The organism is Paraburkholderia acidicola, from assembly GCF_002362315.1.
Lineage (GTDB): Bacteria > Pseudomonadota > Gammaproteobacteria > Burkholderiales > Burkholderiaceae > Paraburkholderia > Paraburkholderia acidicola.
Genome location: NZ_MTZV01000002.1, coordinates 421848 through 446711 on the forward strand (window position 1 = coordinate 421848; position 24864 = coordinate 446711).

Sequence of the window (24864 nt, forward strand, 5' to 3'; positions counted from 1 at the left end):
AACTGCGTGTTCTTACGTCTGCGGCGTCACGCCTTACGCGACGCGCGCACGACGCCAGCCACTTCGCCGAGCAACGTGCACGCGCGCTGGACCTGCGCGGCACTCGATACCTCGACGGTGAATTGCATGTAGGCCGCGTTGCGCCGGCTCTGTGTCTTCACGCCAATCACGTTCATCTTTTCGCGTGCAAATACTTCGGAGATATCGCGCAGCAGTCCTTGCCGGTCGCTTGCCTCGATCGCCAGATCGACCGGGTACACGGACTGGCCGCGGCCGCTCAGTACGTCGGCGGACCATGTGGTTTGCAGCACACGTTCGGGCGCGCGATCGACCATCCGCAGGAACGTCGGGCAATCGCGCCGGTGAATCGACATGCCCTTGCCGCGCGTGACGAAACCGCTGATCTCGTCCGGCGGCGCCGGGCGGCAGCAACGCGCGAGCTGTGTCAGCAACGCATCAACACCGACCACCAGCACACCCGTCGATGCCCCGTGCGCAACGCTCGCGCCGCTGCTGCGCTTCTCGAACTGCTCGGGTGCTTCGATCTCCGGTTCGGCTGGCGGCGCATCGTGCAGCGCCTGCTCGACGAGCCGCAAGCTGAACTCTTCCTTGCCAACCACCGAGAACAGATCGTCGGTGTCCTTGAAGCCGAGCTTCGCCGCGAGCTGATCGAGATTGACCGAAGTCTTGCCCTCGCGCTGCAAGGTCTTTTCGACCATCGCGCGACCGGTCGCGATGTTTTCCTGCGCATCGACCGCGTTGAACCACGCGCGCACTTTCTGCCGCGCCCGCGGACTATGCATGTAGCCAAGCTGCGGATTGAGCCAGTCGCGTGACGGACCGCCCTCTTTCACCGCAACGATCTCGACGGTCTGCCCGTTCTGCAGCGACGTGTTGAGCGGCACCATCGCACCGTCGACGCGCGCGCCACGGCACCGGTGTCCCAGTTCGCTATGCAGGTGATACGCGAAGTCCACCGGCGTCGAGCCCTGCGGCAGCGGAATCACGCGTGCCTGCGGCGTCATCACGTAGATGTGATCGTCATCGACCGTCGCCTGGCGCAGATGCTCCCACGGCTGACTGACTTGCTCCTTGTCGTCGCCCTCGGACACATCGTCCTTCCACGCGAGCAACTGGCGCAGCCATGCGATCTTCTCGTCGTACTTCTCATCCGCACTGAACTGGCCGTCGTAGCCGCGCGTGCCGGCTTCCTTGTAGCGCCAGTGCGCAGCCACGCCGTACTCCGCGAAGCTATGCATTTCCTGTGTGCGGATCTGCACTTCGAACGCCCGGCCGTCATCGCCGATCACGACCGTATGCAGCGACTTGTAGCCGTTCGGCTTTGGTCGCGAGATGTAGTCATCGAACTCTCTCGGCACCGGTTGCCACAGGTTGTGCACGATGCCGAGCACGGTGTAGCAATCCTTGATGTCCGGCACGATCACGCGAAACGCGCGCACGTCGTAGAGCTCGGCGAAATCGAGCGCCTTGCCGTGCATCTTGCGCCAGATGCTGTAGATATGCTTCGGCCGGCCGCTTACTTCCGCGCGGATATGCGCCTCGGCCAGCTCGTGCTGCAACCGCGTGATCGCTTCGTCGACATAGCTCTCGCGCTCGACGCGCTTCTCGTCGAGTAGCTTCGCAATGCGCTTGTATGTGTCGGGTTCCTCGAAGCGAAACGCGAGGTCCTCGAGTTCCCACTTCAGTTGCCAGATACCGAGCCGGTTGGCGAGCGGCGCGTAGATGTCGAGCGTCTCGCGTGCGACGTCGGGCGACGGTGTGACCTTCGCCGCGGCGTAGTAGCGCAACGACTGCAACCGCGATGCGAGACGGATCAACACGACGCGGATGTCCTGGGCGAACGCGAGCAGCATCTTGCGCAGCGCCTCGATCTGCGCGCGGCGTGCCGCTTCCGCGTCGCGTCCTGCTTCAGGAAATGCGTTCTGCGCGGCCCGCAGGCTGACCGTACCGAGGCGCAACAGCTTGCGCACATTACCGACGAGCTGCACCACCTCTTCGCCGAACTTCTCCGCGATGAGCTGCTCCGGGTCCTGCAGATGCGGCGTCAGCCCGAACAGCGCCGCCGCGAGCACGGCGGGGGGATCGACGTTGAGCGTGCGCATGATCGACGCCGTGCCGATCGCGTGTTCCGCGAGCAGTTCGCCGGACGACAGGCGCACGTCGCCCGCATGTTCGCGGACGAACGCCAGCGCGTCGTCGAAGGACGGCACAGGTTGAGGCACAGTCGTAACGGTATCGGTATTCATGATGCAGCGGTCCGCCGGCTCCGGCGAACCCGGGTATTCGACAACGGATTCAGCTAGCTACGCTGCGCAGCCACGACGACCACTTCGACGAGGCACTTCGGGTTTGCGAGGCTTGCTTCGACCGTCGCGCGCGGCGGCGTCGCGCCTTGCGCGACCCACTCGTCCCACACCGCGTTCATGCCGGCGAAGTGGGCCATGTCCGCGATGTAGATCTGCACGGACAGCAGATGCGACTTGTCGCTGTTCACTTCGCCCAGCAGACGATCGATGTGCCCGAGCACTTCGCGCGTCTGACCGGCGATGTCCTGGTCGGTGTCTTCGGCGATCTGGCCAGCGAGATAGACCGTGCCGTTGTACACGGCGATTTCGGAAAGGCGCTTGCCGACGTGGTGACGAATGACTGCCATGAAATATCCTGACGGTTAAGGGTGAACGGATGCACTGCGCATTGCCACGAATGGCGCGCCGCGCAACCGCATATTATGACGCGTCGGCGTCCGCGCCGATGAAGAAACGTCGCGCGATGTCGATCTGGTCCGCGGACAAAAATGCTGGCGCATGTCCCACGCCTTCGATCTCGACGCTCGACACCGCGCGCCCGCGCTCCACCATCTGCGCCAGCGTTTCACGCGACAACAGATCCGACTGCGCCCCGCGCACGGCCAGCACCGGTCCCGGTGCGGTACCGAGTGCATGCCACAGCGTCGCTTCACCGAGCGCGGTCTGCTCCGCGGTTAGCGCGGCGAACGGCTCGGCGATGCGCGGATCGTAGCGGAACTGCCATGCGCCATCGCGCTCGTGCAGCAACGGCGTATTGATCTCGCGCCATTCGTCGGGCGTCAGCGGGCCGAACGTTTTCGCAAGCGACGCTGCATGATCGATGCCCTGCTGCAGCGTCTCGAAGCGCGCCGGCTTGCCCAGGTAATCGCCGATGCGCGCAACGGCCGCAGGGTCCAGACGCGGACCGACATCGTTGAGCAGCAGCTTGCGGATCGGTGAGCCAGGCAGACCGGCCAGTCCCATGCCGATCAGCCCGCCCATCGACGTGCCAAACCAGTCGACCGTTTCGACATCGAGACGCGCGATCAGCGTGACCATGTCCGCAACGTATTGGGGCACCACGTAACCGGCCGGATTGACGAGCCACGACGACAACCCGCGGCCCACGACGTCGGGGCACACCACCCGGTACACACCCGACAGCGCCCGCGCCACGCGATCGAAGTCGCGACCTGAGCGCGTAAGCCCGTGAACGCAAAGCAGCACGCGCGGATTGGCCGGATCGCCCCATTCGGTGTAGGCAACGCGATGCAGCCCGCTTGCGCTCGAGCACTGGACGAAACGCTGACGTGGCGCAGGGGAATCGACGGATGCGGCGGGAACGGCGGACGTGGCGGTCATCAGGGGGTCCTTACGAAGACACGGGCGGAGAATCCGTCGGTGGCGTGGGCTTCAGCGCTACCGGACAACGCAGGTGGCCGGCCCGGCGGCACAGCCCGAAAGCTGCGGAATGTGGGCAATTGTAAACCGCTTTGTCATAGGGGACCCGCGAACGCGCCGCCATCGGCCACGCGTTCGCCGATCTCGCAGACACCAAAAACAAAGCGGGCGAAACCTGCGTTTCGCCCGCTTCGGGTGATCAATACCGCGACTGCCGCCTGCGCAGCAACCGCCTATATCGCTTCGATCAGTTCACCGCGCTCACATCGAGCGGCGCGCCAGTCTTCGCCTTGATCTCGTCAACGCTGACGCCGGGCGCCAGTTCGACCAGCTTCAGACCGTCCGCGGTCACATCGATCACACCAAGGTCCGTGATGATCTGATTGACGACGCCAACACCCGTCAGCGGCAACGTGCATGCTTCGAGAATCTTGTGCTGGTCACCCTTCGCGACATGCTCCATCAGCACCACGACGCGCTTCACACCGGCCACCAGATCCATCGCACCGCCCATGCCCTTGATCATCTTGCCCGGAATCATCCAGTTCGCGAGATCGCCGGTCTTGCTGATTTGCATCGCACCGAGGATCGCGAGATTGATGTGGCCACCGCGAATCATCGCAAACGAATCCGCCGATGAAAAAATCGACGAACCCGGCAGCGTCGTCACCGTCTGCTTGCCGGCGTTGATCAGGTCTGCGTCGACTTCATCTTCGGTCGGCGACGGGCCGATACCGAGCAGGCCGTTCTCCGATTGCAGCCACACTTCGACGCCAGCCGGCACGTGGTTCGCCACCAGCGTCGGCAGGCCGATACCGAGGTTCACGTAGAAACCGTCCTGCAGTTCTTGCGCCGCGCGCGCGGCCATTTCGTCACGAGTCCATGCCATGATCACGCTCCTTTCGCGCGGACGATGCGTTGTTCGATGCGTTTCTCCGGATGCGCATTCAGCACGATGCGCTGCACGAAGATGCCCGGCGTATGGATCGCGTCCGGATCGAGCTCGCCGACCTCGACGATCTCTTCGACTTCCGCGACCGTGATCTTGCCGGCCATCGCGCACATCGGGTTGAAGTTGCGCGCGGTGCGGCGATAGATCAGGTTGCCCGACTTGTCGGCTTTCCATGCCTTGACGAGTGCGACGTCAGCGGTCAGCGAACGTTCGAGTACGTATTGCCTGCCGTCGAAATCGCGGGTTTCCTTGCCTTCGGCAATCAGCGTACCGAAGCCCGTGTTGGTGAAGAACGCCGGGATGCCCGAGCCGCCCGCGCGCAGCTTCTCGGCGAGCGTGCCTTGCGGCGTGAATTCAAGTTCGAGTTCGCCGGCCAGATACTGGCGCTCGAACTCCTTGTTCTCGCCGACATACGACGAGATCATCTTCTTGACCTGGCGCGTCTCGAGCAACTGGCCGAGGCCGAAGCCGTCGACGCCCGCATTGTTGCTGATACACGTGATGCCTTTCACGCCGGTGTCGCGCAATGCCGCGATCAGCGCCTCCGGAATACCGCACAGTCCAAAGCCACCGACGGCGAACGTCTGCCCGTCCTTGACGATGTCTTCGAGCGCGGCAGCCGCGCCTGGATAGACCTTGTTCATCAGTTTGTCCCTTCCTCGATATGAAACCCGAAAACCGGATCGATGCGCTGCACCGCTATCGCGGCCCGTCACGTCATTCTAGTCGTCCGCGGTGGGCATCGTCGCTGGATCGCGCAACCTGCGTCCAGCCTGCTCACCCGTGCTGCGCGGCCTTGTGATTTGTTCGAAAGGGTACGCTGCGGCAGCGATACGGCACAATACGCAAAAATACATAAGTGTTCGCCACCACCGCCGATGCCCGCCCTCGATTATCAGACCGCCTTCCACCTCGCGCCGATCGGACTCGTGCTGTCGCGCGAGCGGATCATCGAAGACTGCAACGACCAGCTCGCGGCGATCTTCGGTCGTACGCGCGAGTCGCTGCTCGGGCAATCGTTTCAGGTGCTGTACCCGTCGTCCGATGAATTCGAGCGGATCGGCGCGCGCATTCCGCCGATCATGACCGCCCAGGGCAGCTACGCCGACGACCGCATCATGAAACGCACGAACGGCGAGCTGTTCTGGTGTCACGTAACCGGCCGTTCGCTTGATCGCGGCGATCCGCATGCGGCGGGCGTCTGGACTTTCGAGGACCTGAGCGCAACCCGGCGCGTCGCCGTCGAACTGACGCCGCGCGAGCGCGAGATCGCCGCGCAACTGGTGACGGGAAAGACGAGCAAACAGATTGGTCGCGCGCTCGATATCAGCTCGCGCACGGTCGACGTGTATCGCGCTAAATTGATGCGCAAATACGATACGGGCAATGCGACCGAACTGCTACAACGGCTGCTCGGGCATTGAATTGGCGCGCGGCAGGTGGCGCGTTGCTGAATTCAGCCGAGTTTGACGAGCGGCGCGTTCTCGATCGTCCCGCGCAGCAGGTCCGGCAGCGGCGTCGACTTGCCGGCCGCGTAGTCGATCCACACGCAGCGGGCGGCGCCGCGTGCATAAAGCGTCTGCGGATCGTCGGCACGGAACAGTTCGAAACCGGTATCGAAGCTGCTGCGCCCGGGTTTACCGACCGTCATCCGGCCGATCACATCGCCGGGGTAATGCAGTTGTTTGAGAAACTCCATCGATGCATTGACGAGCACCGGCCCCTGCCCCTGGCCGTCGCCGCTGGCGATGCCGAGCTGCTCGAACCAGGAAATCCGCACCTGCTCCATATAGCGGAAATAGACCGTGTTGTTGACATGGCCGAACGCGTCCATATCGCCCCAGCGGATCTGCATCGACATCTCGAAGACTGCGTGGTATTCGCTCATCGTACTTCTTCTGCTCGTTAAAACCGGCACGGCGCAGCGCGCGCCGTGCCAACAATTCGACTGTCACGCAAGGCCGAAGCCGTCGTCGGCGGCAATGATCGAACCGTTGATGAACTGCGATTCGTCGGCGGCGAGCAACAGCAGCAGGCCGTCCAGATCTTCCGGCTTGCCGACACGGTGCCGCGGCAGCAGCGACACCAGCTTCTGCCCCTGCTCGGTCGACCAGTGATGGTGATTGATTTCCGTATCGATGTAGCCGGGGCAGATCGCATTCACGTTGATACCGTGGCGGCCCCATTCCTGCGCCATCGCTTTCGTCATATGGACGACCGCGGCCTTGCTCATCGAGTACAGGCCGATTTGCGGCAACACCCGCAGGCCCGCCACCGACGCAATGTTGATGATCCGGTAAGCGGGCTTCTGGCCGCCGTTATTGGCGCGCATGATCATCCGCTTCGCGACTTCCTGGGCGACGAAGAAAGCGCCGCGCGTGTTGGTATCGAACACGTACTCGAAATCGGCGGGTGTGACTTCCGACAGCTTCTGCGTAGTCGAAACGCCGGAGTTGTTGACGAGGATATCGATCGTGCCTGCTTCGGTCTCGGCGTGCGCCACTGCCGACTTGATGCTTTGATAATCGGTGACATCGAGCGAGACGACGTGCGCCGCGCCGCCGGAAGCCTCGATCTCGGCGCGCAGTTCCTTCAGGCGTTCGGTACGACGGCTGGCCAGCACGACTTTCGCGCCGGCCTGCGACAGCACTTGCGCAAAGCGCTTGCCGAGTCCGCTCGACGCGCCGGTAATCAGCGCGACCTTGCCTTCCAGATTGATCGAACGGCCCATTGTCTTTCCTTGTTTTGATGAGGGTTGCAGGCGCGGCGATACCGCGGATGACCTCGATCGCGCGCGTCGTCACCGTACCACATAAATAGAACGATCGTGCTAATCTCTGTTCATCCGGTTGCAGCGCAGGTATCGTTCGCTGACAATACGAACCCGAAAAAAGCATTCTAACGGTAAGAGGAGCTTCAATGACCCCCACAAGTCTCATTGAGCAATATGGCCCGCGCGAGTCAATGGAATACGACGTGGTGATCGTCGGCGGTGGCCCGGCAGGTCTGTCCGCGGCGATCCGGCTCAAGCAGCGGGCGCAGGAGAAAGGCGTCGAGATCGGGGTTTGCGTGCTCGAAAAGGGCTCGGAGGTTGGAGCCCACATTCTCTCCGGGGCCGTCATGGACCCGCGAGCCATCACCGAACTGATCCCCGACTGGAAGGAAAAAGGCGCGCCGCTCACCGTCGAGGTGAGCGAAGACCGCTTCCTGTTCCTGTCGGAAACCGGTGCGAAGGCCGTGCCGAACTGGATGCTCCCGGACAACTTCAAGAACCACGGCAACTACGTCGTCAGTCTTGCCAACGTCACGCGCTGGCTGGGCCAGCAGGCCGAAGCGCTCGGCGTCGAGATTTTTCCGGGCTTTCCGGCCGCGGAAATCCTCTATAACGACGACGGCTCGGTCAAGGGCGTCGCGACCGGCAACATGGGCGTCGGCAAGGACGGCGAGCCGACCGAGAACTTCCAGCTCGGCATGGAACTGCACGCGAAGTACACGCTGTTCTGCGAAGGCGCGCGCGGACATCTGGGCCGTCAGCTCTCCGACCGCTACAAGTTGCGCAACGGCGTCGATCCGCAGGTGTATGGCATCGGCATCAAGGAGCTGTGGGAAATCGATCCGGCGAAGCACAAGCCCGGTCTCGTGATCCACTCGGCCGGCTGGCCGCTCGATAGCGATACGTACGGCGGCTCGTTCCTCTATCACATCGACAACAACCAGGTGATGGTCGGCTTCATCGTCGGTCTCGGCTATACGAACCCGTACCTGTCGCCGTTCGAGGAATTCCAGCGCTACAAGACGCATCCGGCGATCCGCGCGTTTCTCGAAGGCGGCAAACGTGTGTCGTATGGCGCACGGGCGATCACGGCGGGCGGGTTGCAGTCGCTGCCGAAGCTGGTGTTTCCGGGCGGCGCCCTGGTCGGCGACGACGCGGGCTTTCTCAACGTCGCGCGGATCAAGGGCAGCCACGCAGCGATCAAGACCGGCATGCTCGCCGCCGACGCCGCGTTCGACGCGGTGCAGGCTGGCCGCAAGTCCGACGAACTGGCCGCGTTTCCCGACACCTTCAAGACCTCCTGGCTTTACACCGAACTGCATCGCGCGCGCAATTTCAAGCAGTGGATGAGCAAGGGCCTGTACCTCGGCACGCTGATGGTCGGTATCGAGCAGAAGGTATTCAGCGGCAACGTGCCCTGGACGCTGCATCACCAGCATTGGGATCACGAGATGCTGAAGCCGGCGTCGCAGTGCAAGCAGATTGAATATCCGAAGCCGGACGGCAAACTGACGTTCGATCGGCTTTCTTCGGTGTTCATCTCGAACACCAACCACGAGGAAAACCAGCCCGCGCATTTGACGCTGAAGGATCCGTCGGTGCCGGTCAACGTCAACTACCGCACTTACGCCGGGCCGGAAGGTCGTTACTGCCCGGCCGCTGTGTATGAGTTCGTCAAGAACGACGATGGTAGCGAGCGGCTCGTGATCAATGCGCAGAACTGCGTGCACTGCAAGACCTGCGACATCAAGGATCCGACGCAGAACATCGTGTGGGTGACGCCGGAAGGTGGTGGCGGTCCGAATTATCCGAACATGTGACGCTACGGCGCACACCGTTCCGGAGATGAAAAAAGCACCGCGCGCGGTGCTTTTTTTCGTTGCTGCGTACCGCTTAAGTTACGGTGCACTTGCCGCGATCTTCGGTGTGTCGACCGTCACGTCGCCGCATTGCGCGCGATAGCGCAACGCATGATCAATCAGCACCAGTGCGAGCATCGCTTCGGCAATCGGCGTTGCACGAATACCGACACACGGATCGTGGCGCCCGAACGTTTCGACGACCACCGGTTGCCCGCTGCGATCGATTGAACGACGCGGCGTACGGATGCTCGAAGTCGGCTTGATCGCAATCGACACCGTGATGTCCTGCCCCGTCGAAATACCGCCGAGCACCCCGCCCGCGTGATTACCGACGAACCCCTCCGGCGTCAGCTCATCGCCATGCACCGAGCCGCGCTGCGCAATGCTCGCGAAACCGGCGCCGATCTCGACACCCTTCACCGCATTGATACCCATCATCGCGTGCGCGATGTCCGCGTCGAGACGGTCGAACAACGGCTCGCCGAAACCGACTGGAATACCCGACGCAACGACGTTGATGCGCGCACCGATCGAATCGCCGTCGTGGCGCAACGCATCCATATACGCCTCAAGCTGCGGCACAATGTCCTGATTCGGCGCGAAGAACGGGTTCTCGCGCACGTGCGCCCAATCGATAAACGGCACGTCGATCTCGCCGAGCGCCGCCATGTACGCACGAATTTCGGCGCCGAAATGCTCGCGCAGCCACTTCTTCGCGACCGCACCGGCGGCCACCGTCGGCGCGGTCAGACGTGCCGACGACCGGCCGCCGCCGCGATAATCGCGAATGCCGTATTTCTGCCAGTAGGTGTAGTCGGCGTGGCCGGGACGGAAGGTATCGGCGATGTTGCCGTAGTCCTTGCTGCGCTGGTCGGTGTTGCGGATCAGTAGCGCGATCGGCGCACCGGTCGTGCGGCCTTCGAAGATGCCAGACAGGATCTCGACCTTGTCCTCTTCCTGACGCTGCGTCACGTGGCGCGAGGTGCCGGGCTTGCGGCGATCGAGTTCGAACTGGATGTCGTCTTCGGCGAGCGTCATGCCCGGCGGGCAACCGTCGATCACGCAACCGATAGCCGGTCCATGCGACTCGCCGAACGTCGTGACGGTGAAAAGCGTACCGAGAGTATTGCCGGACATGAGCGGAGTCCAAAGAAATGCGGGAGACCGTTATTATGCCAGCCCGCTCCTGGCTACGCGGGACGGACCGTAAGCCTGCGACGGGCCGCCGCTTTGCCTGCCGCGGCCCCGACGCGTCACTTACGCGCGCCGCGCAACTCGCTAACGATCTGCTGCAGCCGTTCCGGCGTCGCTTCCTCAGCACTGAGCGGCTCGCCCACCGCCAGCGTCAGGCGACTCATCACGCCTTTGTTCAGCGGCCGCGGCACGCGCGCTTCGGCGGCACGCGAGAAGTAGCTGCCCCACAGCCCGCGTAGCGCCATCGGCACAACCGGCGCCGGCGTGCGGCGAATGATCTCGGTCACACCGTGACGGAACGGGTTCATATCGCCGGTTTTGGTCAGCTTGCCCTCGGGGAAAATGCACACAAGATCGCCCTCGGCCAGCGCCGCGGCGCAGCTATCGTAAGCGCGCGCCAGCATGTCGGCATCTTCGTGCGCCGGCGCGATCGGAATCGCCTTGCCGTGCCGGAACACCCAGCCCGCGAACGGCGTGCGGAAGATCCGGTGATCCATCACGAAGCGGATCGGCCGCGGGCTCTCGGCCATGATGACGATCGCATCGACGTAGCTGACGTGATTGCACACCAGCACCGCCGCTCCTTCCTCCGGGATGCGTTCGGCATGCACGAGGCGAATCCGGTAGAACGTGTGCACGAGCATCCACGCGATAAAGCGCAGCAGAAACTCCGGCACCAGCGAATAGATGTACGCCGCGACCACGATGTTGAGCAGCGCGGTGGTCAGAAAGATACCCGGAATGCCCACGCCGAGCGCCGTCAAACCAACGGCCATCAACGCGGACACGATCATGAACAGCGAATTGAGAATATTGTTCGCCGCAATGATGCGCGCGCGGTGAGTCGGCTGGCTGCGGCTCTGGATCAGCGCGTACAACGGCACGCTGTAAAAGCCGCCGAACATCGCCAGCAGCAGCAGATCGATCAGCACGCGCCAGTGCGCCGGCACCGCGAGAAACTCGCCGACCGACAGCAGATGCGGCGCGACCGGCAATGCATGACTCGCGAAAAACAGATCGATACCGAACACACTCATGCCGATCGAGCCGAGCGGTACGAGGCCGATTTCGATGCGCCGCTTCGATAGCCGTTCGCACATCAGCGACCCGCTACCGATGCCGATCGAGAACGTCGCGAGCAACACGGTGACGACATCTGGGTTCGCGGACAGCACTTCCTTCGCGAAACGGAAGAACGACGACAGGAACGTCGCGCCGAAGAACCACAGCCACGAAATACCGAGCAGGCTCAGGAACACGGTGCGGTCCTCGCGCGCCAGCTTCAGGTTGCGCCACGTTTCGCTGACCGGATTCCAGTTGATCCGCAGATCGGGTTGCAGCGCCGGCGTGGTCGGCACCAGCACCGACACCGCGCGTCCCGCCAGCGCGATCACCACGCACATGCCCGCAAGCACCACCGCGCCATGCTCGACGAAACCAGCTGCGGCCCCACCCGCAATCGTGCCGATCAGGATCGCAACGAAGGTACCCATTTCGATGAGCCCGTTGCCGCCGACCAGTTCCGACTTCGACAGATGCTGCGGCAGGTACGCATACTTGACGGGGCCGAAGAGCGTCGAATGCACGCCCATCAGGAACGTGCCGAGATACAGCAACGACGCGTTGTGAAACCAGAACCCCGCCCCGCCGATCAACATCACGCCGATCTCGAAGGTCTTCACGAAGCGCGTGAGCGTCGCCTTGTCGTACTTGTCGGCGATCTGGCCCGAGGTGGCGGACAGCAGCACGAACGGCAGGATGAAGATCGCGGAAATCAGGAACGCCGCGGTTTTCGCGTCGACACCGGGAAAGCGCGCGGTCTGATACGTAACAAGCGACGTAAAGCCGATCTTGAACACGTTGTCGTTCATCGCGCCGAGGAACTGCGTCCAGAAGAACGGCGAGAAACGGCGCTCGCCCAGCAGGCTGAACTGGGATTCGTGTGCGTGTGTGTTCTGGGCGGCAGGAGTGTCGGCAGGTAGCGGGCGGTCGCTCATGGGAGTCGGATAAACGGCAAGGGGCGCACGGATATGGACACGTGCGGGGATAGAGGCGGCGGGCACACGCGGAGGAACCGGTTCATGCCGCTCCCCCGAGCACGCGAACAAAAAGAGCGCCCGCTTTCGCGTGCGCCCTGGTATGGCTCAACCGCATGGCGACGGCACAGCCTGCATGCCACCGATACATCCGCCGCGGCATCGCGACGCGCTGGCTAGCGCGCCTGCTGCGGTTCCTGCTCTTCCGGCCAGTCGCGGATATAGGCCTTGAGCATGCGGTTCTCGAAACCCTGCTCTTCGACCACCGCCTTCGCAACGTCGTAGAACGAGATCACGCCCATCAACGCGCGGCTTTCGAGCACCGGCAGATAGCGCACGTGATGCTCGAGCATCATGCGGCGCACTTCGTTGACGTCGGTTTCAGGTGTGCAGGTGATCGGATGATCGTCCATGACTTTGCGGATCGTCGATGTACCGACGCTGCCGCCATTGCGGCGCAAGGTGAGGATGATCTCGCGGAACGTCAGCATGCCCACCAGGTCGCCGTATTCCATCACCACCAGCGAGCCGATGTCGTGCTCCGCCATCGCAGTGACTGCGTCGTGCAACGATGTGTCGGGGGTAACCGTAAAAAGGGTGTTGCCCTTGACTTTGAGAATGTCGCTGACCCGCATGATTTGTCTCCTGATGACGCCGGTATCGCCTGACTGACTTTCGATGCTAGCGGAAAGGCCCATAAAAGGAAAGCGCGCGGACAGCGCCTGGAAAGCCCGCCACGGCCCGACAGACGGGCGCCCGACGCACCCCAACGGTCGAAAAAAGGCGCTTCGGGGCGTCCGCCCGGGATGATAGGATGGCCGCCACCTTCACCCTTTGCGCAGGCCGTGCGCGGCCGCGCCCGCCAGGATGTCCGCCAACCGTTTCGATACGCTCGCGCTGCACGCCGGCGCCGCTCCCGACCCCACGACCGGCGCGCGTGCCACGCCAATCTACCAGACCACGTCGTTTTCGTTCCGCGACACCGATCATGCCGCCTCGCTGTTCAACATGGAGCGCGCCGGGCACGTCTATTCGCGGATCTCGAACCCGACCGTCGCCGTGTTCGAAGAACGCGTCGCCGCGCTCGAAAACGGCGCGGGCGCGATCGGCACCGCAAGCGGCCAGGCCGCGCTGCATCTGGCGATCGCCACGCTGATGGGCGCCGGTTCGCATATCGTCGCGTCAAGCGCGCTGTATGGCGGTTCGCACAACCTGCTCAATTACACGCTGCGCCGCTTCGGCATCGAGACGACCTTCGTCAAACCAGGCGATCTCGCCGCCTGGCGTGCCGCGCTGCGACCGAACACGCGTCTGCTGTTCGGTGAAACACTCGGCAATCCGGGGCTCGATGTGCTCGACATCGCGGCCGTCGCGCAGATTGCGCACGACCACCGCGTGCCGCTGCTGGTCGACTCGACCTTCACGACCCCGTACCTGCTGCAGCCGTTCGCGCACGGCGCGGATTTCATCTATCACTCGGCGACCAAGTTCCTCGGTGGGCATGGGACAACGATCGGTGGAGTGCTGGTTGACGGCGGTACGTTCGATTTCGACGCGTCCGGCCGCTTCCCCGAATTCACTGAACCGTACGACGGCTTTCACGGCATGGTGTTCGCCGAGGAAAGCACCGTCGCGCCGTTCCTGCTGCGGGCGCGCCGTGAAGGATTGCGCGACTTCGGCGCGTGTCTGCATCCGCAGGCGGCGTGGCAGTTGCTGCAAGGTATCGAAACGCTGCCGCTGCGCATGGAACGCCATGTCGCCAATACGCGCCGGATCGTCGAGTTTCTCGTGGCGCACGCGGCCGTTGAATCGGTGGCATATCCGGAACTCGCGTCGCATCCGGACCACGCGCTCGCACAGCGCCTGCTGCCGCGCGGTGCGGGCGCGGTATTCAGCTTCAACCTGCGCGGCGATCGCGCGGCCGGCAAGCGTTTTATCGAAACGCTGTCGCTGTTCTCGCATCTCGCGAATGTCGGCGATGCTCGCTCACTCGTTATTCATCCCGCATCGACGACCCATTTCCGCATGGACGCGGCAGCGCTCGCGGCAGCCGGGATTGCCGAAGGGACGATCCGGCTGTCGATCGGTCTCGAAGATCCCGACGATCTGATCGATGACCTGAAACGTGCGCTGAAAGCGGCCCAGAAGGCGCCGGCATCGTCCTCGGGCGGCGCTGCCCGCAAGGAGGCGTCCGCATGATCGTCGACGTCCGCGGTACGCCCGCTTACGCCTATACCGGCGGCAAACCTTTCGACCCTGCCCTGCCGTGCGCAGTATTCGTTCACGGCGCTGAGCACGACCACAGCGTATGGGCGCTGCAAACCCGCTACTTCGCCCATCACGGATTCAGCGTGCTCGCCGTCGATCTGCCGGGCCATCACCGTAGCGCTGGACCAGCACTGTCGAGCGTCGCCGAGATGGCCGACTGGCTCGCCGCACTGCTCGATGCGGTGGGTGTGCAGCGTGCATTCGTTGCCGGCCATAGCATGGGGTCGCTGATCGCGCTCGATTTCGCCGGTCGCTATCCGGCCCGCGCGACCCATCTCGCCCTGCTCGCGACCGCCGTGCCGATGACCGTGTCCGCCACCCTGCTCGACGCGGCGCGCGAGCGCGAGCCCGAAGCAATCGAGATGGTCAACCAGTGGTCGCACTCGACGTTTGCCGCGAAACCGTCATGCCCGGGGCCAGGTTTCTGGCTGCACGGCATGAATCAACGCCTGATGGAGCGGGTCTCCGCAACCGGCGAGCCGCAGTTGTTCCATACCGACTTTGCCGCCTGCAACGCTTACACCGACGGGCTCGCGCGTGCTGCGCAGGTGCGCTGCCCGGTGCGTTTCATCGTCGGGAAGCGCGATGCGATGACGCCGCCGCGCGCTGCCCGTGCGCTCGCCGATGCGTTCGCGGCTGCCGGCGCGACTGTGGACACCGTCACGCTCGATGCCGGCCATGCACTGATGACCGAGCAACCAGACGCGACGCTCGATGCCCTCTTCGATTTCGCCTCGCGCCCGCTTTCGGCCAGCTGATTCGCATGCCCTTGCTACCGCGCAACACCGGGCCTACAGCCCGGTTGCACGCACCGCTCGATCGCAGCACAATGGATCAAGCCGGGCGCCGCGAACGGCGCCGGCAAGGGAAACGGTACAGGGAGGCGATCATGAGCCAAACTACTCACACCGAGCACTTCGCGAGCTTCGCGGAGTTCTATCCGTTCTATCTCAACGAGCATCGCAACGTTGTCTCAAGGCGGCTGCATTTCATTGGGTCGCTGGGGGTAATCGGCTGCCTCGCGATGGCGCTCGCCACTGGTGACTGGCTCTGGCTGCCGGCCGCGGTGGTCTGCGGTTACGGGTTCGCGTGGGTCGGCCATTTCTTCTTCGAGAAGAACCGGCCGGCGACGTTTCGGCATCCGGTTTATAGCTTGATGGGGGACTGGGTGATGTTTAAGGACATCTGTACGAGCAAAATCCCACTCTAGTCCGTCCGGCAGCGGTTTCCGTCAGCTTTCGCGCCCGAGGATATGTGCGAAAAACTGACATACCGGCGCATGAAGAATCAAGGATTTACGGTGGGGGTTTGAACAGGTGCAATGCACCCGATCCGGTTCCTGTTGCCCGCCCAAAACCTGTCAAAAACATTACATCTCTTGTTGCCGGATTGTACCCAAATGGGTACAATCCGGCATGGTTACTTTGCAGCGCTCCGACGAATTCAATGACTGGCTTGCGAATCTAAACGATCTGCGCGGCAAGGCCCGAATCAACGCCCGGCTTATCAGCGCGCAACTTGGCAACTTCGGCGAGTACCGCGTGCTTGACGAAGGAGTCTGCGAACTGAAGATCGATTTCGGACCGGGCTACCGCGTGTACTACGTGCGCCGCGCGTGCGCCGCGGAGAAATGGTCTATCTCCTCCTGTGCGGTGGCGACAAGTCGACGCAGAAGAAGGACATCAAGCGCGCAGTGGAAATGGCGCGCGAACTGAAGGAGTAATCCATGACCCAATTCACAGAATTCAATGCGGCCGATTACCTCGACAACGACGAGACGATCGCCGAATTCCTTGCCGTTGCGGCCGAGGACCCGAATCCTGACGTGTTTCTCGCGGCGATTGCGGCCGTCGCACGCGCACGCGGCATGACAAAGGTTGCAGCGGCAGCCGGTGTCGGTCGCGTCGCGCTGCACAAGGCGCTGACGCCCGGCGCGCATCCGCGCTATGAAACCGTGCAGAAGATCCTGCGCTCGCTCGGCCTGCGCATGAGCTTCACGGTCGCACACTAGCTACACAACTCTCTTCCCCAGGCCGCCCCGCTATCGCACCTTCACGCGGCCTGGTGCGACGTCTCCGGCGCACTATGCCCGGCGCCCTCGGCAGCCTGAGCCGCTCTCGCCGCCGCACGCGCTGATAGCAGCGCAGCCAGCGTCACATTCAAGCTATCGTTCTCCAACGCGCCAAGCATCGTGTCCCGATCAAGCCGCGTCGACTTCAGATTGAGCTGATACGCCATTTCCTTCCGGTCGATCACAAACAGATCAAAGAGCCGTTCGACCGTCACCTGTCCGGGGTTCGCGAGCATCAGAAAGCGCGGCTGTGCGCCGTGTTCCTCAAGCCGCGCGACCCACTCGAGTTCCTCCAGTTCGTGCAGCAACCGCGTCGCGGTATCGAGATCACGTCGCAGCATTCGTGCAAGCTGCTGCGCGGTGTAGCCGCTCTTGCCGGCTTCGCGCGCCTCGGAAAGCCGCGCCAGCAGTTCGAGCGCATCGAGCAGATCGCTGCCCGCAAACTGCGGCCGATGGAACTGCCCCGTGCGGATCACCGGCAACGCGGACGTCACCATCGCACCGCCGAGCGTAATCAGCCACGTCAGGTACATCCATAGCAGAAACAGCGGCACCACCGCGAACGCGCCATACACCGCCGTATAGGTCGGCATGCGGCGAATGTAGTAGCCGAAGCCGCGCTTCGCGAGTTCAAACGCGATCGCCGCACAGATACCTCCGACGACCGCATCGCGCCACTCCACCCGGCAGTTCGGCAGATAAACGTAAAGCAGCGTGAACGCGAGGATAGTGAGCGGCAGCGCTGCACCGGTCAGCGCCCATTCGATCACCGGCGTGATGCTCTGCGCGGCGTGCAGCGCCATCGACTGGGTGAACAGATACGACGAGATCGACAGGCTCACGCCGATCAGGATCGGCCCGAGCGTCAGGATTGCCCAGTACACGAGCACACGCTGCGCGAACGGGCGCGGCTTGCGCACACGCCAGATCACATTGAACGCCGACTCGACCGTCATCATCGTCATCACCGATGTGACGAACAGGATGATCATCCCGAGCGTGGTAAGGCCCTTCGCCTTCGACGCGAACTGGTTCAGGTAACGGAAGATCTGGCTGTTGAACTGCGCGGGCATCAGGTGATCGGCGAGGAAGCCCTGCAGCGATGCCTGGAACGACGCGAAGATCGGGAACGCGGTGAACAACGCGAACGCAACCGTCGCCAGCGGAACGAGCGACAGCATGGTGGTGAACGTCAGACTACCCGCCACCTGGGGAATGCGATCTTCGCTGCTGCGCTGCGCGGCAAACTGCGCGAAACGCCTGAGCATGTCGAGATCGATACGCACTCTGGACAACGACAACCCTCCCTCTTGCTGCTTTCTTGCGGCTTTCTGTTGCTCGATGCGCCCGCGTAAGCAAGGCGCGTAGCCCGTTGCCGGGCGTGGCCGCAGACGTAGCCCCTATAATAACCGCTCACCGATAAGGCCCATGAAAGACATTCTCGTCCTCTACTACAGCCGCTACGGCGCCACCCGCGAGCTTGCGCTGGCGATCGCGCACGGCGTCGACAGCGTGGCCGGCATGCAGGCGCGCGTGCGTACCGTGCCTCCCGTCTCCACGGTCTGCGAAGCCACCCAGCCCGATATTCCCGCCGAAGGCCCGCCCTACGCCGAACTGCGCGACCTCGAAGAATGCGCGGGCCTCGCACTCGGCTCGCCGACGCGCTTCGGCAACATGGCCGCGCCGCTCAAGTATTTCCTCGACGGCACGACGCCGCAGTGGCTGTCCGGCGCGCTCGCCGGCAAGCCGGCCGGCGTGTTCACGGCGACCGGCAGCCTGCACGGCGGCCAGGAAACGACGCTGCTGTCGATGATGTTGCCGCTCCTGCACCACGGCATGTTGATCGTCGGTATTCCGTACACCGAGAGCACGCTGACCACCACGCTGACCGGCGGCACACCATACGGTGCGTCGCACTTCGCACGCGCCGATTCCGCGCAGCAAGGCATCTCCGCCGACGAACGGGTGCTTGCCGTTGCACTCGGTGCCCGCATCGCGCGCACGGCGGCTGTCATGAGCGAGCGGCCATGAGTACGCCGCGCGTGCCTGCTGCTTCTACAGGTGGTCAATCGCCCGCTGTCGCTGCTGAGCCCGTCGCTGGAAACGCGACTGCCGCGCTCGGCGCGAACGCTGCCCTGATTGCCCTGATCGTGTTGTGCGTCGCATGGGAATGGTGGCTCGCGCCGCTGCGGCCCGGCGGTTCGGCACTCGTGTTGAAAGCGCTGCCGCTGCTATGTGCTGTGCCAGGCGTATGGCGTCGCCGGCTGTACACGCTGCAGTGGGCATCGATGCTGGTGCTGCTGTATTTCGCGGAAGGCATCGTGCGCGGCATGTCGGACCCGGGCTTCAGTGCGCGCCTCGGCTGGCTCGAAGCAGGTTTGTCGCTGGTGTTTTTCGTTTGCGCACTCGTCTATGTCGCACCGTTCAAGCGCGCGGCCCGGCATGCGAAGAAAACCGCGCAAGCTTCGTAAGTAATCGAAAAAACGCGCTGCCCCGTTCATCCGCGCGTCGCACACTCACTCGTACGATTTCATCATGACTCAAGCCGCTGCCACTACTCCTGCCTCCGTCCAGTCGTTTGTCGATGCCTGCCGCGCCGCTATCGGCGCCGCTCATGTACTCACCGATCCACACGACACTGCGCCGTTTCTGACGGACTGGCGCCGCCGTTACACCGGCGACGCCTGCGCGGTGCTGAACCCGGCGAACGCACAGGAAGTCGCTGCACTCGTGAAGCTCGCCGTCGAACACGGCATCTCGCTCGTACCTCAAGGTGGTAACACCGGCCTCGTAGGCGGTGCGACGCCGGACGCGAGCGGTCACCAGGCCGTGCTGACGCTGCGGCGCCTGAACCGGGTACGCGACATCGATCCGCACAACAACACGATCACCGTCGAAGCCGGCGTCGTCCTCGCTGAAGTCCAGGCGCGTGCCGCCGATGCAGGCCGGCTGTTTCCATTGAGCCTCGCCGCGGAAGGAAGCTGCACGATCGGCGGCAATCTCGCTACCAATGCGGGCGGCACCGGTGTCCTGCGCTACGGCAACACGCGCGAACTGTGTCTCGGCCTCGAAGTCGTGACGCCGCAAGGCGAGTTGTGGGACGGGTTGCGCGGGCTGCGCAAGGACAACACGGGCTACGATCTGCGCGATCTGTTCATCGGTGCGGAGGGCACGCTCGGCATCATTACGGCTGCTGTGATGAAACTGCATCCGCAGCCCGCTGCTCAAGTAACCGCGCTCGCCGCGCTCGCGTCGCCGCACGCGGCGCTCGATTTTCTCGCGCTCGCTCAACGTATGGCCGGACCGCTTCTGACCGGCTTCGAACTGATGTCGGATTTCTGTCTGCGCCTTGTTGGCCGGCATTTTCCGCAGTTGCGCTATCCGTTTGCCGATACGCATCCGCAGGTCGTGCTGCTCGAACTGTCGGACAGCGAGAGCGAGGCCCATGCCCGCGCGCTGTTCGAGCAACTGATGGAAGCCGCACTCGAAGCCGGCATCGTCGACGATGCGGTGGTCGCCGAAAGCCTCGCGCAATCGCAGGCATTCTGGGATCTGCGCGAACACATTCCGCTCGCGCAGGCTGAGGAAGGGTTGAACATCAAGCACGACATCGCGGTGCCGATCTCGCGCATCGGCCACTTCATCGATGAAACCGATGCCGCAATTGCACAAGCGCTGCCGGGCGTGCGGATGGTGACGTTCGGGCATCTCGGCGATGGCAACCTGCACTACAACGTGCAGGCACCGGAAGGCGTCGATGCGAAGGGTTTTCTCGCGGAGCACCAGGAGCCGATCAACCAGATCGTCTACGACAGCGTGCATCGGCACCGCGGCAGCATCAGCGCCGAACACGGCCTCGGTCAGCTGAAAATCGACGAAGCGGCGCACTACAAGTCCGATCTCGAAGTGCGCTTGATGCAGGCCGTCAAACACGCACTCGATCCGCTCAATCTGATGAACCCGGGCAAGGTGCTGCGCTAGTCGCACGCCCAGGCCCACTCCCGCAGGAGTCGCAGCCGTGAGAATCCGCGTACTGTCCGATCTGCATCTGGAGTACAACGAACCCGTGATCGTTCCGCACGCGGAAGCCGACCTGGTGATACTCGCGGGCGACATCCACAACCACGCAGAAGGATTGCGCTGGGCCGCCGAAACCTTCGACGGCAATGTGCCGGTCGTCTATGTGCCGGGCAATCACGAGTACTACGACGGCGAGTTCGGCGCGCTCGAAGCGGCGATGCACGATGCCGCCGCTTCAGTCGACAACGTGCACTTCCTGAACAATGCAGCGCTCGTCGATCCGGCCGGCCGCTGGCGCGTGCTCGGTACGACGCTGTGGACCGACTTCGCGCTATACGGCGCGAGCGCCGACGAGCGCGCGGAATCGATCGCGGCCGCCGAACGGGTGATGCTGGATTTTCGGGGATTGATTCAGGTGATGTGGCCGGCACATCACGATGGCGCCGATATGTCGGCAACACAGCAGCCAGGTAGCGCCGCTGCGCGCAACTTCACGCCTCAAGATAGTCTCGCGCTGCATGAACGTGCTCGCACGTGGCTTGAAACAGAACTGGCAAAGCCTTTTGGCGGCAAGACAATTGTCGTCACGCACCATGCGCCGCATCGTCTGAGCCTTGCTGCGCAGTATGCGGAAGATCTCGTGTCGGCGGGATTCGTCAGCGATCTGTCGACGCTCATCGGCAAGCCGGCCGTGCTATGGGTGCACGGCCACACGCATACCGCCTTCGATTACACGCTCAACGGCACACGCGTGGTGTGCAATCCGCGCGGCTATTTCGACCGGCGCACGGGCCGGTTCGAAAACCCCGACTTCGCCTGGGACCGGACCGTCGACGTTTGAAGCAACGCCGCGTTCCACTATCCGGCAAGCAAGTCTAGCGATTGCGCTCGTCGCGTGCAGGCAGCGTCGGGCGGATACGGACCGGCACGAGTTTCTGCTTCGCGCGCAGCCGCTGCAACAGGTCGCGCGCTGCAGCGATGGCGATCAATCCGAACATGACGGCAGCGCCGATCATCAAGTGGTTATCCATATGTGCCTCTTTATTGCTGAGCTACTGAGTGACTGGATTGCTTCGTTGACACGTAAACGGACGTTAACAGGTCAATTCGCTCGCAGAAGTAAGGAAGTGTTGCGGCGCGCCACATTTGTAACACGTCGGCGCCCTCCCCCTCACGTCCGCGCGAACTGCCGCAGTTCGGCCTGATCGGCGGCAAGCGTCGCCGGCACCTCGTCGCGCAGAAATTCGACCCACGTGCGGATCTTCGCGTCGAGATACTGGCGCGACGGGTACAGCGCGTAAATATTCATTTCCTGCGCCGTGTACTCGGGTAACAACCACACGAGTTCGCCGCTGCGCAATCCGCTGATCGCCGAGTAAAGCGGGATCAACCCGATGCCCATCCCTACCCGCGCCGCCATCGCCGCCGCTTCCGCGACATTGACCTGAAACGTCGCCGGACCGAGCTCGATGGTGTGCGGGCCGTCCGGGCCGTTGAAGCTCCATTCGTCGGCCGGCGATATCGGCGTGACCATGCGCAGGCAGACGTGGTTCTTCAGGTCGTCCGGCGTCTGCGGCACGCCGTAGCGCTCCAGATACGCGGGGGATGCGCACGGAATGCTGAACGCCGCGCCGATACGCTGCGACACGAGTCCGGAATCCGGCAGATCGATGGCGAGCGTCAGCGACACGTCGTAGCCTTCGTCGAGCAGATCGGGCAGGCGCTGGGCCAGCGTCAGTTCGATCTGCACATCCGGATAGCGTTGCTGGTAGCGGCCGACCGCCGGCACGACGTACTGCTGGCCGAAACTCGCCATCGCGTGCACTTTCAGCTTGCCGGACGGGCGCGCATGCGCATCGCTCGCCTCGGCTTCCGCCTGGTCGACATAGGCAAGGATCTGCTCGCAGCGCTGCAGATAACGCTCGCCGGCTTCGGTCAGCGCAATGCGACGCGTCGTGCGGTTCAGCAAACGCGTGCGCAGATGCGCTTCGAGGTCGGACACCGCGCGCGATGCATAAGCCGTCGTCGTATTCAGGTGCTGCGCCGCACCGGTGAAACTGCCCGCTTCTACGACACGGACAAATACGCGCATGTTTTGAAGCGTATCCATACGAATCCCTTCCTGAGACGGCTCGATTGTTACACGTATCGTGAAAGCGATTATCTCAAGATCGGTAAGAATGCTTCGCATTTTTACGGGTTATTCGCCAATCAGCCGAAAAATATAATGATGCACAGGGTTCTATCGCATTCAGGGAGGCAATCGTGCAGTTTCCGGTACAGAAAGGGATCGCCGCGCTCGCGGTTCTTACGATCTCGTCAATAATCGCCGGCTGCGCCAGTACCGGAGGCATCGCGCCGCAAACGCATGCGGTCGACCCGGCGTCGCTCGATGCGGGCGCTGCAATTCGCGCCGCAAATGCTGACGCGAAGTGGCCTTCCGCCGACTGGTGGAGCGCCTACAACGATCCGCAACTGAATGCATGGGTAGCCTCAGCCGAAGCAGGCAACCCGACGCTGGCGGCCGCTCAGGCGCGCGTGCGCGAAGCGCGATCGATGGCAGGCGTGGCCGCTTCAGCGCTTTCACCGCAGATCAACGGCAATCTGTCGATCGAGCGCCAGCACTGGCCCGATAACGTCTACTACGGCCCCGGGCCGCTCTCGAACGCGAACACCTGGGACAACACGGGCACGATCGGCCTGTCGTATCACCTCGACCTGTGGGGCAAGGATCACAACAGCGCCGAACAGGCACTCGACCTCGCCCACGTGCGCGCCGCCGATGCCCGCGCCGCGCAGCTCGAAATCGAAACGAACGTGGTGCGCGCGTATATCGACATGTCGATGAACTACGCGCTGCTCGACATCGCGAAGGCGACGCGCGACCAGCAGCAACAGATCCTCTCGCTCGCGCAGCGGCGCCTGAAAGGCGGCCTCGGCACGCAGCTCGAAGTGAGTCAGGCGGAAACGCCGCTGCCCGATTACGAACGGCAGATCGACGTGCTTGAAGAAGCGATCGCGCTCAATCGCAACCAGCTTGCTGCGCTGGCCGGCAAGGGGCCTGGCGCCGGTGATTCGATCACGCGCCCGCAGCTCGCACTCGATGCGCCGGCCGGTCTGCCGTCCGCGCTACCGGCCGAACTGATCGGCCATCGCCCCGACATCGTCGCCGCCCGCTGGAGCGTCGCCGCGCAGGCGCACGGTATCGACGTCGCGAAGGCCGGCTTCTATCCGGACGTCAATCTGCTCGGCTCGCTCGGCGGATTTGCAGCCGCGGGCCCGTTGTTCCAGTTCCTGCGCTCGGCGAACGGTGGCTGGACCGCCGGCCCGGCACTGTCGCTGCCGATCTTCGATGGTGGCCGGCTGCGTGGAGAGCTTGGTGCGGCATCGGCGGGCTACGACGAGGCGGTCAGCACCTACGATCAGACGATCGTCAGCGCGCTGAAACAGATCGCCGACCAGGTCGTGCGGATGCGCTCGCTTGCTACGCAGCAGAACGATGCGCAGCGTTCGGTCGATGCCGCGCGCAAGAACTACACGCTGGCGCGCGAAGGCTATCGACGCGGACTGACCGACTATCTGAACGTACTCGTTGCGCAGAACCAGTTGCTGCGCGCACAGGAAGGTATCGCGCGCATCGAGGCCGCACGGCTCACCGCGCACGCGACGCTCGTCGCGGCGCTGGGCGGCGGTCTCGCCGATCCCGCCGACGGTCCGGCCGCCGCAGATGCACTGCCTGCGCACGGTCGTGGTCATGCGAGCGCGGCGGCAGCATCGGGACCGACCACCAGCGCCACATTGCCTGCGCACGGCCACAATCTTGCGAGCGCAACGGCTGCAGCATCGAACGCGGTGGAGACATCGGGACCGACCGACGACACCGCACTGCCCGAGCACGGCCCTGGCCAGGCGAGCGTAGCAGCGGCGACAGAACCTACTATCAGCGCCACCGCCATGCATCCGGGCCAATAAGCAGAGCCG

24 protein-coding genes and 1 pseudogene are annotated in these 24864 nt (G+C 63.6%); 12 read left to right on the forward strand and 13 right to left on the reverse strand.

Going from position 1 to position 24864, the window contains the following annotated elements:
- Positions 1–26 precede the first annotated feature (26 nt).
- The 5 genes from BWP39_RS03945 to BWP39_RS03965 all read right to left on the reverse strand — a co-directional run bounded on the left by BWP39_RS03945 (position 27) and on the right by BWP39_RS03965 (position 5303).
- Positions 27–2267, reverse strand: a complete 2241-nt coding sequence (locus BWP39_RS03945) for a RelA/SpoT family protein (protein WP_096717062.1) — start codon at positions 2265–2267, stop codon at positions 27–29.
- Between the two features lie 53 nt (positions 2268–2320).
- Positions 2321–2674 (reverse strand): RidA family protein, encoded by a 354-nt coding sequence (locus BWP39_RS03950; protein ID WP_096717064.1) that lies wholly within the window; start codon positions 2672–2674, stop codon positions 2321–2323.
- Positions 2675–2747: 73 nt separating this feature from the next.
- The gene (locus BWP39_RS03955; protein WP_096717065.1) at positions 2748–3668 is read right to left on the reverse strand and encodes an alpha/beta fold hydrolase; all 921 of its coding nucleotides are present in this window, start codon (positions 3666–3668) and stop codon (positions 2748–2750) included.
- A 286-nt stretch (positions 3669–3954) separates the two neighbouring features.
- On the reverse strand, positions 3955–4596 hold the full coding sequence (locus BWP39_RS03960; protein WP_096717067.1) for a CoA transferase subunit B: 642 nt from the start codon (positions 4594–4596) through the stop codon (positions 3955–3957).
- A gap of 2 nt (positions 4597–4598) precedes the next feature.
- Positions 4599–5303 carry a CoA transferase subunit A gene (locus BWP39_RS03965; RefSeq protein WP_096717069.1) on the reverse strand — a complete coding sequence of 235 codons (705 nt, stop codon included), beginning with the start codon at positions 5301–5303 and terminating at the stop codon, positions 4599–4601.
- Positions 5304–5537: 234 nt separating this feature from the next.
- Here BWP39_RS03965 and BWP39_RS03970 point away from each other — a divergent pair, with 234 nt between their 5' ends.
- Entirely contained in the window at positions 5538–6083 is a 546-nt protein-coding gene (locus tag BWP39_RS03970) for a LuxR C-terminal-related transcriptional regulator (RefSeq protein ID WP_096717071.1), read from the forward strand.
- A 32-nt stretch (positions 6084–6115) separates the two neighbouring features.
- Here BWP39_RS03970 and BWP39_RS03975 read toward each other — a convergent pair whose 3' ends face one another.
- Both BWP39_RS03975 and BWP39_RS03980 read right to left on the reverse strand, forming a co-directional pair.
- Complete coding sequence (locus BWP39_RS03975; RefSeq protein ID WP_096717073.1) at positions 6116–6547, reverse strand: acyl-CoA thioesterase; 432 nt, start codon at positions 6545–6547, stop codon at positions 6116–6118.
- 63 nt (positions 6548–6610) lie between these two features.
- Positions 6611–7390, reverse strand: a complete 780-nt coding sequence (locus BWP39_RS03980) for an SDR family oxidoreductase (RefSeq protein WP_096717075.1) — start codon at positions 7388–7390, stop codon at positions 6611–6613.
- Positions 7391–7578: 188 nt separating this feature from the next.
- Here BWP39_RS03980 and BWP39_RS03985 point away from each other — a divergent pair, with 188 nt between their 5' ends.
- Positions 7579–9252 (forward strand): electron transfer flavoprotein-ubiquinone oxidoreductase, encoded by a 1674-nt coding sequence (locus BWP39_RS03985; RefSeq protein ID WP_096717077.1) that lies wholly within the window; start codon positions 7579–7581, stop codon positions 9250–9252.
- Positions 9253–9330: 78 nt separating this feature from the next.
- On the opposite strand, the gene aroC is transcribed toward BWP39_RS03985, so the two are convergent.
- The 3 genes from aroC to BWP39_RS04000 form a co-directional block, all read right to left on the reverse strand.
- Positions 9331–10431, reverse strand: coding sequence for a chorismate synthase (aroC, locus tag BWP39_RS03990; protein WP_096717078.1), 1101 nt, complete (start codon positions 10429–10431; stop codon positions 9331–9333).
- Between the two features lie 116 nt (positions 10432–10547).
- Positions 10548–12485, reverse strand: coding sequence for an MFS transporter (locus BWP39_RS03995; protein WP_096717080.1), 1938 nt, complete (start codon positions 12483–12485; stop codon positions 10548–10550).
- A 215-nt stretch (positions 12486–12700) separates the two neighbouring features.
- Entirely contained in the window at positions 12701–13159 is a 459-nt protein-coding gene (locus BWP39_RS04000) for a CBS domain-containing protein (RefSeq protein WP_096718531.1), read from the reverse strand.
- A 232-nt stretch (positions 13160–13391) separates the two neighbouring features.
- Here BWP39_RS04000 and BWP39_RS04005 point away from each other — a divergent pair, with 232 nt between their 5' ends.
- The 5 genes and pseudogenes from BWP39_RS04005 (at position 13392) to BWP39_RS04025 (ending at position 16803) form a co-directional block, all read left to right on the forward strand.
- Positions 13392–14723, forward strand: a complete 1332-nt coding sequence (locus BWP39_RS04005) for an O-acetylhomoserine aminocarboxypropyltransferase (protein ID WP_096717082.1) — start codon at positions 13392–13394, stop codon at positions 14721–14723.
- Positions 14720–15550: an alpha/beta fold hydrolase gene (locus BWP39_RS04010; RefSeq protein WP_096717084.1), complete on the forward strand. Its 831-nt coding sequence runs from the start codon at positions 14720–14722 to the stop codon at positions 15548–15550. The genes BWP39_RS04005 and BWP39_RS04010 overlap by 4 nt, the downstream gene beginning before the upstream one ends.
- Before the next feature lie 131 nt (positions 15551–15681).
- Positions 15682–16002, forward strand: a complete 321-nt coding sequence (locus tag BWP39_RS04015) for an Mpo1-like protein (protein WP_096718533.1) — start codon at positions 15682–15684, stop codon at positions 16000–16002.
- 205 nt (positions 16003–16207) lie between these two features.
- Positions 16208–16515, forward strand: a pseudogene (locus BWP39_RS04020) (type II toxin-antitoxin system RelE/ParE family toxin).
- Between the two features lie 3 nt (positions 16516–16518).
- Positions 16519–16803 carry an addiction module antidote protein gene (locus BWP39_RS04025; RefSeq protein ID WP_096717086.1) on the forward strand — a complete coding sequence of 95 codons (285 nt, stop codon included), beginning with the start codon at positions 16519–16521 and terminating at the stop codon, positions 16801–16803.
- A 41-nt stretch (positions 16804–16844) separates the two neighbouring features.
- Here the strand turns inward: BWP39_RS04025 and BWP39_RS04030 are convergent, their stop codons facing one another.
- Positions 16845–18158 (reverse strand): YihY family inner membrane protein, encoded by a 1314-nt coding sequence (locus tag BWP39_RS04030; RefSeq protein WP_096718535.1) that lies wholly within the window; start codon positions 18156–18158, stop codon positions 16845–16847.
- A 133-nt stretch (positions 18159–18291) separates the two neighbouring features.
- Between BWP39_RS04030 and wrbA the strand changes: the two genes are divergently transcribed.
- The 4 genes from wrbA (at position 18292) to BWP39_RS04050 (ending at position 21724) form a co-directional block, all read left to right on the forward strand.
- Positions 18292–18894, forward strand: a complete 603-nt coding sequence (gene wrbA / locus BWP39_RS04035) for an NAD(P)H:quinone oxidoreductase (RefSeq protein ID WP_096717088.1) — start codon at positions 18292–18294, stop codon at positions 18892–18894.
- On the forward strand, positions 18891–19334 hold the full coding sequence (locus BWP39_RS04040; RefSeq protein WP_096717090.1) for a DUF2069 domain-containing protein: 444 nt from the start codon (positions 18891–18893) through the stop codon (positions 19332–19334). The genes wrbA and BWP39_RS04040 overlap by 4 nt, the downstream gene beginning before the upstream one ends.
- A gap of 64 nt (positions 19335–19398) precedes the next feature.
- Entirely contained in the window at positions 19399–20844 is a 1446-nt protein-coding gene (locus BWP39_RS04045; RefSeq protein ID WP_096717092.1) for an FAD-binding oxidoreductase, read from the forward strand.
- Positions 20845–20881: 37 nt separating this feature from the next.
- A complete protein-coding gene (locus tag BWP39_RS04050) occupies positions 20882–21724 on the forward strand; it encodes a metallophosphoesterase (RefSeq protein WP_096717094.1) in 843 nt (280 codons plus the stop codon).
- 34 nt (positions 21725–21758) lie between these two features.
- On the opposite strand, the gene BWP39_RS31915 is transcribed toward BWP39_RS04050, so the two are convergent.
- Both BWP39_RS31915 and BWP39_RS04055 read right to left on the reverse strand, forming a co-directional pair.
- Entirely contained in the window at positions 21759–21914 is a 156-nt protein-coding gene (locus BWP39_RS31915) for a hypothetical protein (protein ID WP_170043830.1), read from the reverse strand.
- Between the two features lie 140 nt (positions 21915–22054).
- Entirely contained in the window at positions 22055–22993 is a 939-nt protein-coding gene (locus tag BWP39_RS04055) for a LysR family transcriptional regulator (protein WP_096717096.1), read from the reverse strand.
- 155 nt (positions 22994–23148) lie between these two features.
- Here BWP39_RS04055 and BWP39_RS04060 point away from each other — a divergent pair, with 155 nt between their 5' ends.
- Complete coding sequence (locus BWP39_RS04060) at positions 23149–24855, forward strand: efflux transporter outer membrane subunit (protein WP_096717098.1); 1707 nt, start codon at positions 23149–23151, stop codon at positions 24853–24855.
- The last annotated feature ends 9 nt before the right edge of the window (positions 24856–24864 follow it).

Coding starts and splice junctions, on each gene's coding strand:
- BWP39_RS03945 (WP_096717062.1), bottom strand. CDS start 2,267: ATGAATACCGATACCGTTACGACTGTGCCTCAACCTGTGCCGTCCTTC.
- BWP39_RS03950 (WP_096717064.1), bottom strand. CDS start 2,674: ATGGCAGTCATTCGTCACCACGTCGGCAAGCGCCTTTCCGAAATCGCC.
- BWP39_RS03955 (WP_096717065.1), bottom strand. CDS start 3,668: ATGACCGCCACGTCCGCCGTTCCCGCCGCATCCGTCGATTCCCCTGCG.
- BWP39_RS03960 (WP_096717067.1), bottom strand. CDS start 4,596: ATGGCATGGACTCGTGACGAAATGGCCGCGCGCGCGGCGCAAGAACTG.
- BWP39_RS03965 (WP_096717069.1), bottom strand. CDS start 5,303: ATGAACAAGGTCTATCCAGGCGCGGCTGCCGCGCTCGAAGACATCGTC.
- BWP39_RS03970 (WP_096717071.1), top strand. CDS start 5,538: ATGCCCGCCCTCGATTATCAGACCGCCTTCCACCTCGCGCCGATCGGA.
- BWP39_RS03975 (WP_096717073.1), bottom strand. CDS start 6,547: ATGAGCGAATACCACGCAGTCTTCGAGATGTCGATGCAGATCCGCTGG.
- BWP39_RS03980 (WP_096717075.1), bottom strand. CDS start 7,390: ATGGGCCGTTCGATCAATCTGGAAGGCAAGGTCGCGCTGATTACCGGC.
- BWP39_RS03985 (WP_096717077.1), top strand. CDS start 7,579: ATGACCCCCACAAGTCTCATTGAGCAATATGGCCCGCGCGAGTCAATG.
- aroC (WP_096717078.1), bottom strand. CDS start 10,431: ATGTCCGGCAATACTCTCGGTACGCTTTTCACCGTCACGACGTTCGGC.
- BWP39_RS03995 (WP_096717080.1), bottom strand. CDS start 12,485: ATGAGCGACCGCCCGCTACCTGCCGACACTCCTGCCGCCCAGAACACA.
- BWP39_RS04000 (WP_096718531.1), bottom strand. CDS start 13,159: ATGCGGGTCAGCGACATTCTCAAAGTCAAGGGCAACACCCTTTTTACG.
- BWP39_RS04005 (WP_096717082.1), top strand. CDS start 13,392: ATGTCCGCCAACCGTTTCGATACGCTCGCGCTGCACGCCGGCGCCGCT.
- BWP39_RS04010 (WP_096717084.1), top strand. CDS start 14,720: ATGATCGTCGACGTCCGCGGTACGCCCGCTTACGCCTATACCGGCGGC.
- BWP39_RS04015 (WP_096718533.1), top strand. CDS start 15,682: ATGAGCCAAACTACTCACACCGAGCACTTCGCGAGCTTCGCGGAGTTC.
- BWP39_RS04025 (WP_096717086.1), top strand. CDS start 16,519: ATGACCCAATTCACAGAATTCAATGCGGCCGATTACCTCGACAACGAC.
- wrbA (WP_096717088.1), top strand. CDS start 18,292: ATGAAAGACATTCTCGTCCTCTACTACAGCCGCTACGGCGCCACCCGC.
- BWP39_RS04040 (WP_096717090.1), top strand. CDS start 18,891: ATGAGTACGCCGCGCGTGCCTGCTGCTTCTACAGGTGGTCAATCGCCC.
- BWP39_RS04045 (WP_096717092.1), top strand. CDS start 19,399: ATGACTCAAGCCGCTGCCACTACTCCTGCCTCCGTCCAGTCGTTTGTC.
- BWP39_RS31915 (WP_170043830.1), bottom strand. CDS start 21,914: ATGGATAACCACTTGATGATCGGCGCTGCCGTCATGTTCGGATTGATC.
- BWP39_RS04055 (WP_096717096.1), bottom strand. CDS start 22,993: ATGGATACGCTTCAAAACATGCGCGTATTTGTCCGTGTCGTAGAAGCG.